General features: G+C 56.7%; 11 protein-coding genes. 6 read left to right on the top strand and 5 right to left on the bottom strand.

The window, feature by feature from the left end:
• Positions 1-24: 24 nt before the first annotated feature.
• Positions 25-2,457 carry a dihydropteroate synthase gene (folP, locus tag ACYQ14_RS18710; protein WP_459890360.1) on the bottom strand — a complete coding sequence of 811 codons (2,433 nt, stop codon included), beginning with the start codon at positions 2,455-2,457 and terminating at the stop codon, positions 25-27.
• Between the two features lie 775 nt (positions 2,458-3,232).
• Entirely contained in the window at positions 3,233-3,634 is a 402-nt protein-coding gene (locus tag ACYQ14_RS18705; protein ID WP_459890358.1) for an acyl-CoA thioesterase, read from the bottom strand.
• Positions 3,635-3,825: 191 nt separating this feature from the next.
• Between ACYQ14_RS18705 and ACYQ14_RS18700 the strand changes: the two genes are divergently transcribed.
• Entirely contained in the window at positions 3,826-5,388 is a 1,563-nt protein-coding gene (locus ACYQ14_RS18700; protein ID WP_459890356.1) for a class I adenylate-forming enzyme family protein, read from the top strand.
• Positions 5,389-6,007: 619 nt separating this feature from the next.
• Positions 6,008-7,360, top strand: a complete 1,353-nt coding sequence (locus tag ACYQ14_RS18695) for an aminomethyl transferase family protein (protein WP_459890354.1) — start codon at positions 6,008-6,010, stop codon at positions 7,358-7,360.
• A gap of 89 nt (positions 7,361-7,449) precedes the next feature.
• Here the strand turns inward: ACYQ14_RS18695 and ACYQ14_RS18690 are convergent, their stop codons facing one another.
• Entirely contained in the window at positions 7,450-7,935 is a 486-nt protein-coding gene (locus tag ACYQ14_RS18690) for a phosphopantetheine adenylyltransferase (protein WP_459890352.1), read from the bottom strand.
• Between the two features lie 343 nt (positions 7,936-8,278).
• Here ACYQ14_RS18690 and ACYQ14_RS18685 point away from each other — a divergent pair, with 343 nt between their 5' ends.
• Positions 8,279-9,133, top strand: coding sequence for a methylenetetrahydrofolate reductase (locus tag ACYQ14_RS18685; protein WP_459890350.1), 855 nt, complete (start codon positions 8,279-8,281; stop codon positions 9,131-9,133).
• Between the two features lie 196 nt (positions 9,134-9,329).
• Here the strand turns inward: ACYQ14_RS18685 and ACYQ14_RS18680 are convergent, their stop codons facing one another.
• The gene (locus tag ACYQ14_RS18680; RefSeq protein WP_459890348.1) at positions 9,330-10,289 is read right to left on the bottom strand and encodes a formyltetrahydrofolate deformylase; all 960 of its coding nucleotides are present in this window, start codon (positions 10,287-10,289) and stop codon (positions 9,330-9,332) included.
• 314 nt (positions 10,290-10,603) lie between these two features.
• Here ACYQ14_RS18680 and ACYQ14_RS18675 point away from each other — a divergent pair, with 314 nt between their 5' ends.
• Positions 10,604-11,557: an NAD(P)-dependent oxidoreductase gene (locus tag ACYQ14_RS18675; RefSeq protein WP_459890346.1), complete on the top strand. Its 954-nt coding sequence runs from the start codon at positions 10,604-10,606 to the stop codon at positions 11,555-11,557.
• 88 nt (positions 11,558-11,645) lie between these two features.
• On the opposite strand, the gene ACYQ14_RS18670 is transcribed toward ACYQ14_RS18675, so the two are convergent.
• A complete protein-coding gene (locus ACYQ14_RS18670) occupies positions 11,646-12,425 on the bottom strand; it encodes an HpcH/HpaI aldolase family protein (RefSeq protein ID WP_459890344.1) in 780 nt (259 codons plus the stop codon).
• A 360-nt stretch (positions 12,426-12,785) separates the two neighbouring features.
• Here ACYQ14_RS18670 and ACYQ14_RS18665 point away from each other — a divergent pair, with 360 nt between their 5' ends.
• Both ACYQ14_RS18665 and ACYQ14_RS18660 read left to right on the top strand, forming a co-directional pair.
• A complete protein-coding gene (locus ACYQ14_RS18665; RefSeq protein ID WP_459890342.1) occupies positions 12,786-13,547 on the top strand; it encodes an IclR family transcriptional regulator in 762 nt (253 codons plus the stop codon).
• 623 nt (positions 13,548-14,170) lie between these two features.
• Positions 14,171-15,106 (top strand): VOC family protein, encoded by a 936-nt coding sequence (locus ACYQ14_RS18660; protein ID WP_459890340.1) that lies wholly within the window; start codon positions 14,171-14,173, stop codon positions 15,104-15,106.
• Positions 15,107-15,291 lie beyond the last annotated feature (185 nt).

Raw genomic sequence — 15,291 nt, 5'->3', positions numbered from 1 at the left:
GTGCCGCGAGAAATGTGTTATCCATCAGAGGTTGTCTCCTGACTGCTTTACAGATCTCGCCGTTCGGACCGCCGCCGCGTTCTCGGCGACATCGTGGACCCGAATAATGTCCGCACGGCGTTCGGCGGCCAGTGCGGTCGCCGCGACTGTCGGTGCAAGTCGGTCGTCGGGTCCGCACCCGACCTCGCTGAACAGCGATTTGTGAGAGTGCCCGAGAAGCACCGGACAACCGAGCGCCTGCAGTTCGTCGAGTCGACCGATCAGTTCGAAGCTCTCTGACGCGTTCTTTCCGAAACCGATTCCGGGATCGACGATAATTCGTTCCCTCTCGATTCCGTTTCGCTCGGCGAGCAAGATTCGCTCCATCAGATCGTCGATCACGTCCTCCACGACGTCGTCGTACGGTACCGTTTGATCGGGATTCACCGGCGTCTCTAGGCTGTGCATCACGACGACGGGAACGTCGTGCTCGGCGACGACCTGGCGCATCTCGGGATCTACAAGCCCCGAGACGTCGTTGATGATATCCGCCCCCGCGTCGAGAGCCGCTTTCGCGACCTCGGCTTTTTGCGTATCGACGGCGACGAGACTCGAGCCATCCGCGAGCCGTTCGACGACCGGGATAACGCGATCGATCTCTTGGTCAGCGGGGACCGGCTTCGCCCCCGGTTGCGTGCTTTCGCCGCCGATATCGACGATGTCTGCACCGTCTTCGATGAGGCGAGTGGCTCTCTCGACGGCGTCTTCGGTTCGGTTGTACTCGCCACCGTCGTGGAAGCTGTTCGGCGTAACGTTCGCGATCCCCATGATGGCCGGCGAGTTCTTGGCCCACGGATACTCGCTCCACGGGTTGTCCTCGTCGAAGCCAAGGGTAGTGCGAAGTTGGGACGCAATATGAGATAGCTCGCCGTCGGTTTCGTCGAGCGCCTCGATGAGTTGGCGGAACTGGTTGTGAGATCCGTTCAGAACGACATCGACGTGCTGGTGGACGCCCTCGATGGCCGAGGCGGTCGCCACTCCGCCCACAGACCGCATGCGTTCCGTTAGCTCGTCTACGCTCCTCGGTCGACAGAAGGTCTTGACCGTCTGTTGCTGAAAATCCTCCAGCACGCTCGAGGCGCGTGTGGGCGAGATCTGACTATTCTCGAGCACTTTCCGTAAGCTCGCCCGTGAGCGAGTTTGTTTCGGAATGGGGCGTCTCGTCCATCGATCTCGAGCTTCGGCGACCGTATACAGCGATCCCGTCACGAGCACGAAATCGTCGGGCTCGGCGCGGTCGATCGCTCGTTCGACCGCGGTGAGAACCGTCGGGGCAGTAGTGACGTCGGCAGCTGTTTCTCGGTCGACGATACTCTCGAGTGTTTCGGGTGACTCGGCGCGGTCTACGTCCGGTTGGCAGACGACGGCCGTGTCGAACCGGGGGAGCGTAGCGACCATCTCTTCGTGGTCTTTGTCCTGCAGTGCCCCGAGGACCACGTGGAGTCGATCGTAGTCGTATCGGTCCACGAGTGACGCGAGTTTTGAACAGGCGTCCGGGTTGTGAGCGCCGTCGAGCGCGACGTACGGCTCCGACGTGACGATTTCGAAACGTCCTGGCCACTGCGCTCGCCGGAGTCCATCCTTGAGCGTCGACCGTTCGACGTCCGCGACCTGCGTTGCGAGCACTGTCGCGATGCCAGCGTTTACCGCTTGATGAGTTCCGAGGAGCGGGATCCGCGCCTCGAGATCCCACTCTGGGGTCTGTACGGTTACGCGCTCTTCAGTTTCGGATACGACCCCGCGGCTCTCGACGCGGACGTCCGAACCCCGTCCACCGACGGTTACGGTCGCCGTCTCCTCGCGGATGGCCGAGAGCGCTTCACCGGTTGCACCGGTCACTAACGGTCCGTCTGAAGGGGCGACCTGAGCCTTATCACGCGCGATCTCTTCGACGGTTTCGCCGAGGAGATCCGTGTGTTCCAGGCTGACCGACGTGACCGCACTGGCGACGGGGTCGACGACGCTCGTCGCATCGTAGCGTCCGCCGATCCCGACCTCGAGTATCGCAATATCGACGTCGTGTTCAGTAAAGTACGCGAGTGCGAGAGCGGTCAGTACCTCGAACTGCGTCGGGCAATCGCCGGCGACGTCACGTTCGCGGACGTGCGATTGAATCCGGTCAACCAGCGATGTCAACTGCGCTTTCGGTATTTTCCGCCTGTTGAGACGGATCCGTTCGCGAAGGTCGTTCAAATCGGGCGACGTGTACAACCCCACGTCTACCCCTTCCCTTTCGAGAACGCTTGCGAGCATACTCGCTGTGCTCCCCTTCCCGTTGGAGCCGGCAATCTGGATGCAATCGACGGTTTCGTATGGGACCTCGAGATTTCTGAGCAGTTTCTCCGTCGTTTCTGTCCCGAACTTCGGTCTAGATCGTTGTAGGGTAGCTAGATAATTGACTGCCTCGAAATACTCCATAATCCGGGTAATATTCTGTGAAGTATTAAGCTACCGGTCTCTTCTGCGTGATGTCTGCGTAATTATTTCGAACGAGTCGCTGATTTGTGCTATGATACTCTTGCGACGTTTTATGCCCTACTGCACCGGACGCATTTGATCCGAGTATATAGGACGAGAGACGCGGATATTGGTGGGCGGCAGCACGCATCTATGACAAATTGCGCACGTAGTTCGCGGTTTGTGGAAGGCGAGTTGTTCGTCCACTCGAGCTTTTTTGCAATTCCCTTCCGAAATATTCGGATACAGTCGGCACTTTCGTGTAGGGGCGTCTAGATCGGCTAAAACCGCGATATTGTGGTGTGTTACAATCCAACAAGAATTCGGTCGTGCCGTCGTGTTTGCTCCCGTGTGGGTGAGAGGGGTCAGGAACCCCAGGGAACGCAAGATATTTACATTAATATGGATGTAATAAGGGTCCTGGAGATATCACTGTCATATGATTGTAATGGATAAGGCGTACTGGCTCGTGTAAGCGAATATCCGATACTCTCGGAAATAGGGGACTCCCATTCATCGAGTGATAACTTACCCGTGTCTGTACCTGGAGGTGTGTGGGATCTCCTATGAGTGAGGGGATTGGCGCGATAGCGTCATCCCTCTTTGTTGTCGCTTCGCGAACCGCTAGAGGGCACGAGCCGTTAGATACAATCGAAATTGCGCTAGTGCTTATCGGAGAAATATAGGAGTGAATACGCATCGGCGCTGTGAATCAACACAGCCGGTTGTGAACGGTCTATTCGGACGAGTCGTCGAGAATCGTCTTGATCTCGTCGGGTAACGGTCGACTTTGATTGTCTTCTTCCGAGACGCAGACGTGTTGTTCGTGTCCCGTGTACGCCGTGCCACCGTCCTCGTGCGTCGCGGTGAACTGCATCCCGAGACTCTTGGTTCCTATTTCGGGCTCGACCGTAATTTGAAGCACGTCTCCGACCATCACGGGACGTTCGAACTCCATATCCATCGCGACGATCGGCAGGAAGACTCCGTACTCCTCTGGGATATCCCAGTACGCGATTCCGTTGTCGTCCATGTATTCCTCGCCGGCGCAGTGCATGGCGTTTATGAGGCGTGGATAGTAGGCGATACCTTGCGGATCAGCTTCTCCCCACGCGCATTTCCATTCGTGCTGAAACATCGTTCGAAAGTGGTTTTCCTTTGTATAAGTAACTTCCCCTCGATTGATGCCACCTTCTCACCGACTGGAAACTAGCGCAATCGACCGAACTCAACGTATTTCCACTTTCTATCCCTAGAACGATGTGGCCCTATGACACGTAGCGGGATAACACTCAAACTATAAGTAAAACCACTACAAGCGTATCTACTATGCACCACACTTCGACAGTCGAAGTACCGCCACTCAAAGATCTCTCGAGTATTGCGGCCGAAAACAACCCCCACAAACCGGCCTTCGGCAACGGTATCGACGGCAGAGTGGTAACCTGGGAAGAGTTCGACGAAGAGAGCAACCAGGCAGCGAACGCCTTCGGGGAACACCTCGGACAGGGTGACCGGGTCGCACTTCTTTGTGAAAATTCCCTCGAGCATACGACCCTCTGGAACGGCGCGCTCAAAGCGGGGTGTACCGTTTCGAACCTCCACGTCCGGGCCTCCCCGAACACGCTCAAGTACTGTATCGACTCCTTCCGGCCTCGCGCTCTCGTCGTCGACGAATCGACCGTCGAATTCTTCGAGGAGCGCGTTCGCGATAATCTCTCGACCGACATCGACGTGATCGTCAGTACCGGCGAGTCGCAGTTTGACTACGATCGACCGTTCGAAACGTTCGTCAGCGAGCAACCGACCGACGAACCGGACGTCCGCGCTCGGGAGGAGGACACCGCAGTCGTCATGTGGACGTCGGGGACCACGGGGAAACCCAAGGGCTGGTGTCACACTAACCGCGGGCTGTACATGCGCGCAACGGCGGTTGTCGACGTTCTCGAGGTAAACCGGGCGACCAGACAACCCCACGTCTTTACGCCGTCGTTCGCGGCGTGGTACTCGGTGGTGCTTCCGGCGCTGGTATCCGGTGCAACGACGTATTTCCTCCAGACCTGGGATCCCGAGGAGTACCTCCGGACGATCGACGAGTACAATCTGACGACCGCGCTGCTCGTCCCGACGATGTGGCGGGAACTCCTCAACCTCGACTCGTTCGGTGATTTCGACGTGAGCTCCCTTCAGGCGATCACGTCGGCGGGAGAGGTCCTCGACTCGACGACGCTCGAGCGATTGCGGGAGGACATCTGTGAGATCGTCAAAAATTCGTACGCGGCGACGGAAGCGTACGCGACGGTGATGACGAACGACGAACTGGAGGAGGGTCGAATCGAAAGCGTCGGAAAGCCGGTGCCGGGGGTACAGATTCGGATCATCGATCGGGGCGGCTCGTATGATGATATCAAACCGACGGGCGAGGTCGGAGAGATAGCAATCAAGGCACCCGATTGTCCGGTTTGGGCGTGGGGGCGTACGGAGAAAACCGAAAGCACCTTCGAGGACGGCTGGTGGCATTCCGGCGATCTCGGCTACCGGGACGAAGACGGATTTCTGTACCTCGAGGGGCGGACCGATTTCCTCATCATGTCGAAGGGGATCAAGGTGTATCCGAACCCCGTCGAGGAACGTCTCAACGCGCACGAAAAAGTGAACGAATCCGCGGTGGTCGGCGTCGAAGACGAGGAGTACGGGGAAAAAGTCACCGCGTACGTCTACCCCGCGACGTCCGACCTCACTGTCGATGAGCTCGATGAATGGTGTCTCGCGAGCGACGAACTGGCCCGCATGGAGCGGCCTCGTACGTACTACTTCGTAGACGAACCCTTGCCTCGCACTTCGACGGGAAAACTCGATAGGAAGACAACGAAACGCGAGGACATTCGGTAGACGGGCTTCCGTCTCGACGCCGTATTGCCGCTTCGATCGCGTAACCGTTTCGCCGTCAACGCCGCCGTGAGGCCGGACAAAAGTGCTCTCGCGGAAACGGTACTATAGAATCTGCTGTCCGATGGAATCGACTGTCGGCGTGTTCCCGTCTCAATGGACGATATCGTCGTTCTCGGACAGGGCCCGCCGATCGTTCTCGGATGGGGCCGCTGATGACTGTTCGTACGCACGGTTCGAATACTGCTGTTCGTGCGCGCTGCTTATGACTGACTGCTGTTCGTGCGCGCTGCTTATGACTGCTTTTCCTACGCACGGTTCGAGTGACTCGAGTGCTTGCACGCGTTGATCTCTCACCGCTTGGCGAGGCGTAATTCGCTGAACGTCACCGGTCACCGCTCAGTCTCGTTCGATCGGAGGGGCGAACGAACTTCGGCGAGGAGTTTCGCGAATACTCGATCAGAGATGCAATCATCCCGGCACGGTCGGCCCGATACGGCTCTCAAAGGATGTAGCGGGTCCTTCCTTCGTTGTATCGACGAAACGAGGACCGGTTCCGCTCGGTAACTAGTCTGCGGAAATTATAAATACTCGAAGGACATCCATCAAATCGCGATATACAATGAGCGAAAGAGCATGGTCCTTTAGCGACAGTATGGAAGAGGCAGTCGAAGCTGCCGGGAATCCAGTCGAACTGATGCAAGATCTGGGAGTCGGTCAGTTCACCAAGGTCCCGGACGAGTACACTCACTGGATCGAAGAACAGCGTTCGTGGCGGGAGACGGTTGCGCTGGCTGACCAGTCCTATCACATGACCGACCACCACGTGAAAGGTCCCGATGCCGTCGAATTCTACTCGAATTTCGGCATCAACAACTTTGAGAATACCGAACCCGGGAAGGCGAAGCAACTGGTCGTTTCCAATCCGAACGGTTACTTCATCGGCGACGCTATTCTTTTCCACCTCGACGACGACGAGTTCTTGAGCGTCGGCGGCGCGGCCGCCCACAATTGGCTCCAGTACCAGATCGAGACGGGAGAGTACGACGTCACCGGCGAGCTTCAGGGCCGGCCGGTTCAAACCGGTGACGATCCAAACAACTTCAGGTTCCAAGTTCAGGGTCCCGAAGCGATTAAGGTCATGGAAGAGGCCGCCGACGAACCGCTTCCCGATCTCGGATTCTTCAACTTCGAGTCGATCTCGATCGACGGAAAGAGCGTCAACCTCCTGCGTCACGGGATGGCCGGCGAGCCCGGATTCGAGTTCTGGGGGCCGTACGAGTACGGTGACGAGGTCAAGTCCGCCGTTCTCGATGCGGGCGAGGAGTATGACATTCGCCGTCTCGGTGCCGAGAGCTACCAGACGCCGAACGCCATCCTCGGATGGGTTCCGCTTGTCGTGCCTGCAATCTTCGACGAGGAGATGCAGGATTACCGCGAGTGGTTGGACGTCGGCCAGGGGCTCCTCTCGATCGGCGGAAGCTTCGAATCGGACGACATCACGGACTACTACTTCACGCCGGTGGAGCTCGGATACGACCACATCCTCGACTTCAGCAATGATTTCGTCGGCCGGGACGCCCTCGAGGCCGAAGCCGACGACCCCGACCGCGAGAAGGTAACGCTGGTCTGGGACGGTGACGACGTGGTCGATGTCTTCGCCTCGCTGTTCGAAGAGGGAGATACGTATCAGTTCATGGAGTTCCCACACCCGCGATCGTCGGCGTGCCCGTACGACGAAGTGCTGAAAGACGGCGAACACGTCGGAGTTTCCACGGACAAGAGTTACATCTACAACAAGCGAGAAATGCTCTCGCTGGCCGTTGTCGATACTGAGTACAGCGAACCTGGAACCCAGGTTACTCTCACTTGGGGCGAACCAGAAGGCACGGAGAACCCGAAAGTGGAACGTCACGTCCAGAAAGAAATCACGGCAACCGTCGCAACCGCTCCATACAGTGAGGACAAACGATAGACAGCGGCCAACTCCCGTACGGCGTGTTTCCACGATCCTGCCCCCATTCGAGCCGTAGTTTCGGATACCCGTTTTACGTCTTTTCTTGATCAGCGCGTAGAGGAGGTATCGTCGGTAGACTGGGGAGACACGGTGCCGAATTCATCGATCTCTCCGCTAACGATACGCGTGCTCGAAATGATTCCCCCATCCTCCGCCCGGACGTGCGGAACGACGTCGATTTCTAACGGCTCGTGACCTTGCTCGAGGCGGATTTCGTTGATACGCTTCGCACCAGGTTCCGTCTCCGGCGAAACGACGAGGACGTCGAACTGCGGCTTCGTCGCGATTCCTGTTGGCTCGTTCAGGCGGCGAATCTCGAACGAGCGGCCGTCGGAGTGCTCCGCCAGTTCGGGACGAAGGTTCCGTCTCCGCGTTTCGAACGGTCGGACGTGTCGTTCTTTTCGGCGCGTTTCTTGTGCGAGGCAGTCGCTCGTGAGTCCGACCGTGACGTCTCCTCGTTCGAACGCCCGCTCGAGGAGCGCTCGATGACCGTCGTGTACCGGGTCGAATGTGCCGCCCAGCGCAACCTTCATACGAAACGATTGGGGAATACCGACTAAACCTGCTTCGGTTCGAGAGAAAAGTTACGAACGCGATAACTTGGTCACTCGAGGCGACACGGTCGCGTACGCCACGCGAATAGCGTCACGGTTTCAAGACATGCTGTCGTTTGCTGCTGAGGGTATCCGTCGTCGGAGCCGTTTCCCGCGGATTTGACGACTCGAATCCCGTCATAAGGAAAAGCTTTTATGACTTTGCCATAAATTCACACAATGTGCCGATCCCAACCGGACACGGGACAGTCGACAAACACCCGCGAACCAAATCGCTTCCCGATGAGCGACTATCCAACCAGTATAATAGAGGTTGCAACCAATGACAGTTAATTCCCAGGCGGCCGCGACGACGGATACGGTATCGAACCTACTCAACGATCTCCGATACGAGCTGATGCCATTCGAGAGCTTCGGCGATCAAATCGAGCACCTGCCGGACGGTGCCACGGTCACGATCACGGCTTCGCCGACGCTCGAACTCGAGTCGACGATCGAGTGGGCGGAAAAAGCCGCAGAGCGCGGGTTTGAAGTCGTTCCCCACGTTTCGGCCAGATACGTCGAAGACGTCTCTCACCTCGAGGAGATCGCCGAACGGTTGCGGGCGGTCGGGATCACGGATATCTTCGTTCCAGGAGGAGACCGAGAGGAACCGATCGGCGAGTTCGAGTCGTCGTACGAGCTTCTCGAAGCGCTCGAGACGATCGAGTACGAATTCGAGGAGGTCGGCATCACGGGGTATCCCGAGGGCCACGCGTTTCTCTCGGAGGAGACCTTGGCCGAGTCGATGAAAAAGAAAGCGCCCTACGCTACCTACATAACGACCCAGCTTTGTTATGATTCCCAGGCGGTCATCGACTGGATCGAAGACATTCGCGCTCGCGGCATCGAACTCCCCGTCGAGGTTGGGATCCCGGGCGTGATGAAATATCAGAAGCTGATAAACATCTCACAGAAGGTCGGCGTCGGCGATTCCGTGCGTTTTCTCAAAAAGACGAGCGGGATCCTCGGATTCGTCCGCCAATTCATCGGTTCGCGCGGGAAGTACGAACCCGACGACCTCGTCGACGGTCTCGCGTCCTACGCCGATGATCCGGAGTACGGCATCCGGGGGCTGCATATTTACACGTTTAATCAGGTTCCCGACACCGAATCTTGGCGTACCGACCGATTATAGCTGAAGTAGTCCTTTGTAGTCGATTGTAGCCGAAGTAGTCCTTCGTGTCTCATCGTGAGCAAATGGTCTTGTCCTCCGCCGGTCGACGACTATACGCTCGTGAGAAACGCGTCGAATTTTCCGTACTCGTCCGCCGAGAAAATCGATTTTCGCTCGCAATCCAGTCGACAGCAGGGGGATCTTCGATTACGTGTCGTCAGTCGTCGGCTGGCTCGGCCAGGCTTTGTGCTTTGACCGAGTCCCTATCTACCGGGCCATCGGGATTTAATTCGGTAATTTCTTCAGGGAGGCCGAGCTCCGTATCGTCGGCCTGAACGTTGGTTCGTCCTTTTCCAGCGATAATGTCGTTATTCAGATGGAGTTTGATCGCTTCGATCAGCGCATCTGCTTCGAGCGGCTGACCGCGTTCTTCTAGTTCCGCTTCGGTTGCGCCGTCGGGGACGTTAAACGCTCGTTGCGTGATGATCGGGCCCTGATCCAAATCCGGCGTCACGTAATGTGCCGTAACGCCGGCGATTCGGACGCCCTCTTCGATTGCTTGCATATATGCTGCTGCGCCGGGGAACGCAGGAAGCAGGCTCGGATGGACGTTGATAATGCGGTTCTGGTACCTGAAGACGACGTCCGGACTGAGAATGCGGATGTATCGTGCGAGCGCGATCAGGTCGACGTCGTACTCGTCGAGTAGCTCGATCAGTTCGTCTTCGTCCGGCACGCCTTCCTCGTCGCCGATATCGTGGAACGGGACGTCGTGTTTTTCGGCGAGTGGCTGCAGTTTGGCGTGGTTGCCGATCACGACGTCGATGTCGGCACCGAGCTCTCCGCTTTCTGCCTCCTCGAGCAGGGCCTGGAGACAGTGACTCTCTTTCGTCACGAGCACCGCGACCGATTCACACTCGTCGCCGTCCGTGAACCGAACCCGTACATCGACGTCTAACTCCTCACACAGCGTTGCTAAGTCGTCCTCGAGCTCGTTTTCCGAGCAGTCCATTTCGGATGTGTCGACGCGCATCGTCATCCGAAACACGTCGTCTTTCACCTCTTGATCGAGATCTTCGATGTTGATATTGTTCTCGAACAGGAGGGACGTGATTCGTGCTAAAAGGCCAGTGTCGTCGTCACCGACGACTGTTATTTCGGTTAGTTTCGTATCCATCTCTAACACTGCCGCTGTTACTTGCGGTCGTCTGCATAGAATACGTTCTGGACCAAAAATCTACCGCCATAGACCCTCCTGTTCAGCTGGATCTCCGTCGCCTTTTCAGCGCGGATCAGCATACCGATTCGGCGAGTGACGGAACGATTCGGCGAGCGACGGCACCGGTCGGGCGTATCCACGGGTACGATACCGACGACGTTTCCGCTTTGTGCGCGATCCTCCTCGAGTATTCCCCAAGCCCAGAAGAACCCGTACGGACGCGTTATACGGCTGATCGGTACAATCAAGTGCCTGCGAAGACGACTCGTGACATGGTTCAGGTAATCATCGACCAAGACATCACTCCGACTTCGCGGCTTCTCACTCAATTGCCTGATTCGTGGGAGACCACCGTCGGGATAGACAACGACGAATACGCGCGACAGATCGCTGGCTATGACGTTGCGCTCGTTACTTCCCGCATCCCTTTTTCGCCGGAACTGATCGAACAGACGTCACAACTCGAGGTTATCGGCAAACTCGGAACCGGGATCGATTCGATCGATCTCGAGGCAGCCGAAGACAACGACATTTCGGTCACGCACACGCCGGGGCACAACGCCCTCTCGGTGGCAGAACACACGCTTTGTCTCACGTTGGCGACGCTCCGTCGACTCACGGCGGCACGGGAGTTGATCGCGACGGATCGGTGGCGAGACGAGTACCCGCTCGGGTCGACTCTCTCGGGATCGACGGTCGGTATCGTCGGATTCGGAGACGTTGGTAAACGAGTGGGCACGCTCCTCTCGGGGTTCGACGTCGAAATCCTCGCGTCCGATCCGTATGTCCCGAGCATCGACACCGAACTGGTCGGCGGCGAGGAGGCGTCGTTGGGCACTCTTCTCAAGGAGAGCGACGTCGTTATACTCACAGCCGAGCTAACCGATGAAACGCGCCACATCATCGATCAACGGGAGCTGTCCATTATGGATTCCTCCGCAATCCTCATCAATACAGGCCGCGGACCCCTCGTTCGAGAAGACGCGTTACTAGACGCCCTTTCCTCGAATTCGATCGCAGGAGCGGGGTTAGACGTGTTTTTGACGGAACCGCTCGGTTCCGATTCGGAGCTTCTCGAGTTGGATACCGTCGTCACAACGCCCCACGTGGCCGCGATGACGACCGAGGCTCGCTCCGAGAATATCGATCAGCTCGCGTCGAACGTGACGCGAATAATGGACGGAGAGCGTCTCTCCGAGCGGTATATCGCGACGGCGAAAAAATAACGAGTGCAGAAGCGTCCAAAAGTTTCGAGCGAAACGTTTTGAGAGGTTCAAACCGCTGTTCGTCGAGGAAGATCTGATCGAGCCGCGGTTACAGTTCTCCGATTTCGCTCAGTCGTTCCGCCAAGGTATCCTGGATCGCCGAAAGGTCGCCACCCATACGGACGATCTGATAGCCGTCTTCCACGACGGATTCGATCTTGTCGGGGCTGTTCGCGATACATCCCATCGGAACGTCCGCCGATTTGCAGGCGTCCTCAATTTCTGCAATCTGTGCGGTGACATCCGGGTGATTTTTGTTCGTCGGATGGCCCATTTGTACCGAGAGATCGGACGGACCGACGAATACGAACCCGAGTTCGGGAACGGACAATATTTCGTCCAAATTGTCGACCGCCGTCGTCTTTTCGATCATCACTCCGACGCACACCTCGTCGTCTTCGGTCGAGACGTAGTCCTCCGAAAGACCCCATGTTCGCGCTCTCCCGCTGGCCATTCCGCGCTCGCCGGGCTCGTTTTCGTAAACGAAGCGAGACGCCTTTACGGCTTTGTGCACCTCTTCGGCGTCGTCGATCCGGGGAATGAGGATATTTCGAACTCCCGTATCGAGGACTTTTCGAACGAGCGATGGATCTGCGGAGGGAAGTCGCACGAACAACTCGATTCCGCCGACATCGGCGGCGCGCGTTAACTCTTCGAACATCGTGCTATCGTACGGGCTGGGTCCCATGTGCTCGAAGTCCAGCCAGACGAAGTCGAGTCCCAGTTCTCCGTAGATCTCTATCACGGCGGGTGAGAACGTCGAGGATCTGGCCCCGAGTACGGATCCATTATTCTCGATCGTTCTGCGGAAATCGTTTATCTGGTCCATAGTGTACTTCCCATTGGATGGTACACTCCAATATACATTCCGGTCCCAGAAGATGCGACACGCAGTTGTCCATCTTTCTATCGGTCCGATCAAAGAATGTGGGCCACCGGGGTGAGCTATGAGTCTCACCGAATATGAGCTACGGAGGGGTAGACTCTCAAATGGCTGATGACCTCCCAGGGCTAGGGAAGTGATGAGGTACTCTACCCCTCGAATACTAACATAGTCTCCAACGTGTTAATAGTTGTGTTCAATGCAGTTTAGCCTGGCCTCGTTCGTTGCGGAGTCCCCTATCGTTCACCGACGACTGTTTCCGAATAGATCGGAAATTACAAGACGCATCCGGTCCAATGTTCTTGCATGACACGCGAGACAAGCTCACTCACAACGATTCACCGGGCGTTCGAAATACTCGAGCTCCTGTGGGAGTTAGACGGCGCCGGACCCACCGAGTTGGCTAACCGAATGGACCTTCCGGACAGTACCGTCTACGATTACTTGCGATCGCTGAGTGATACGAAGTACGTTACGCGCGAAAATGGAACGTATTTCTTGAGTTCGTATTTCCTTACGATCGGGGGGAAGATGAAACACCGCAACCGCCTTTTTCAGGTTGCGAAACCGGAGATGAAGCGAATCGCCGCTGAGACGAACGAGTTGGTCGGATTGACGATCGAGAACAACGGAATCGCGGTGGTCTTTCACCAGGAGGAAGGGAAACAGGCGTTGAGTCTCGGGACGCATCCGGGAGCTGCGACGCCGCTTCACACGCTCGCCACGGGGAAAGCTATACTAGCCCATTTACCGGATGAACGAGTGGACGAGATTATCGCCGAACGCGGTCTCGAACAGCGAACGGAGCATACGATAACGGACGTCGATCGGCTGAAAGATGAATTAGCTGAAATTAGGGATAACGGGTACGCCGTCGACTGGAACGAGCAAGTTATCGGCATGGGGATGGCTTCGGTTCCGATTCTTATCGACGATCAAGTACTGGGTTCGTTTGGTATCGTCGTGCCAACCGGGCGTATTCAGGACGAACAATATCAGCAAGAATTATTGCGAAAGTTACAGGAGATGGAGGAAACTGTGACGATTAATTACCAGTTCGGGGAATAGGCCGGGGCTCGGTGAGACGGAGAACGGCTACTCTCGTCTTGACGGTGCTGGAGACGGAAGCCGTCGTGGAAACGACCCGAAGCCGTCGCCAAAGTACTACTTCCGAGATAATCGGAAATCATGCCTCGTGGATGGTTTCACCCTTCACTGAATTACATTGTACGATTGTAAATATTGGTGTAGTTGGGAGATGAAAACACGGAAAATCATGGCCTTGTACAAGCTACCACTCTCGATTCGGTCTGAATCGGATCGAATCGGTGAAATCTCTCCGCATATATCGGTGCTATTTTCCTATAATCACATATTTAATTAATACTATTGAGTTACGAGTATACTTTAGATTCCGTAATGCGTCGAGAGACGGTTGTAGACTAGCGTGTAGAAACACCGCACGGCCGTCTCGTACATCCGATTAAATCGGATACAATCTCTCGAGCCAGTCCCGACGCACCGGTCGCGTATCCGGAAAAGGGATCTTCGTTCGGTTGCGGATCGGTCCACGGTACAGAACGTCGATTTGTCGCCCGTCGAAGGTCGTTCGTGCTATCCGAAGATCCGTGTTTCAACCGAACACCTACTATATCGAATGAATTAATAGGGTGGCTCACGTCTCGCTATCCATGTCTCCGGAACTGTCCCGTCTCGGTCACGTCGCACTCGATGTACCCGATCTCGAAGCGTCGCTTCGGTTTTACCGGGATTCGGTCGGCCTCGAGGAGGTAGAACGAGAAGGTGACACGGCGTATCTCCGCGCCGTCGAAGAGTTCGATCACCATTCGCTGCGTCTTCGGGAGTCCGGTTCCGCTGGCGTTGATCACATCGGCTGGCAAACGGAAGATCAACAAAGCATCGATGGGTTTGCGGAGCGACTCCGCGATCAGGGTATCGACGTGGCGCGAGTGGAAGCCGGCGAAGAGCGCGGTCAAGGGGAGGCGATTCGCTTTCAGGTTCCACACGGCCACGAGTTCGAAATCTACCACGAGATGGAAAAACCCGATCCGCCGAAGGAGCGGCGGTCGAAGCTGAAAAACAAATCGTACATCTCGGCTGAAACGAGTTCGATCGCTCCGCTTCGCGTCGACCACGTTCAGATCTGGGATACGGACGCGTTCGAAGCCGCCGAGTGGATGCAGGAAACGCTCGGACTATCGGTGATGGAGTACTATGATCAGAAGGACGGCTCTCGCTGGGGGACCTTTTTGAGCGCGTCAAAGAACAAAATCGAGGCCGCGGTTATTCAGGGCGAGAGCGACGACGATTGTCCGGGGTTACATCACATCGCATTCACGTCCGAGAGCGCGGAAGATCTGTTCAATGCGGCGGATACGATGAACGAACGCGGGTACCCGATCGACGGACTCGGCCAGCATTCGATCTCGAGGGGAAAATTCCTCTACGTCAGAGACGACTCGAGCGGCCACCGAGTAGAATTCAACGTCCGCGGATACCTGGTGTTCGATCCGAACTGGGAGCCGATCGCCTGGCAGGAAGGCGACTTAGACGACCGGCAGTGGATCGGCGAGATCAGGGGATTGGATACCGTGAAATACAACTGAGGACGTACCGAATCGCGGCCAGATCAGCCAAGGCGGCCCGTGACCGGCGTATCCCGATTCCCGCGTTGTTTGATTCGTCTCGAGGACAATCGTGAGCGAGCGGGCGTCCTTCTAATTGTCAACTATTGGTTATACTCCCGGAACTGAGTAGACGACGGTTACGTAATCGGTTTCCCACGACTTGC

It is taken from the genome of Halostagnicola bangensis, from assembly GCF_054653435.1.
This window is presented reverse-complemented; position numbering and strand designations above follow the sequence as displayed.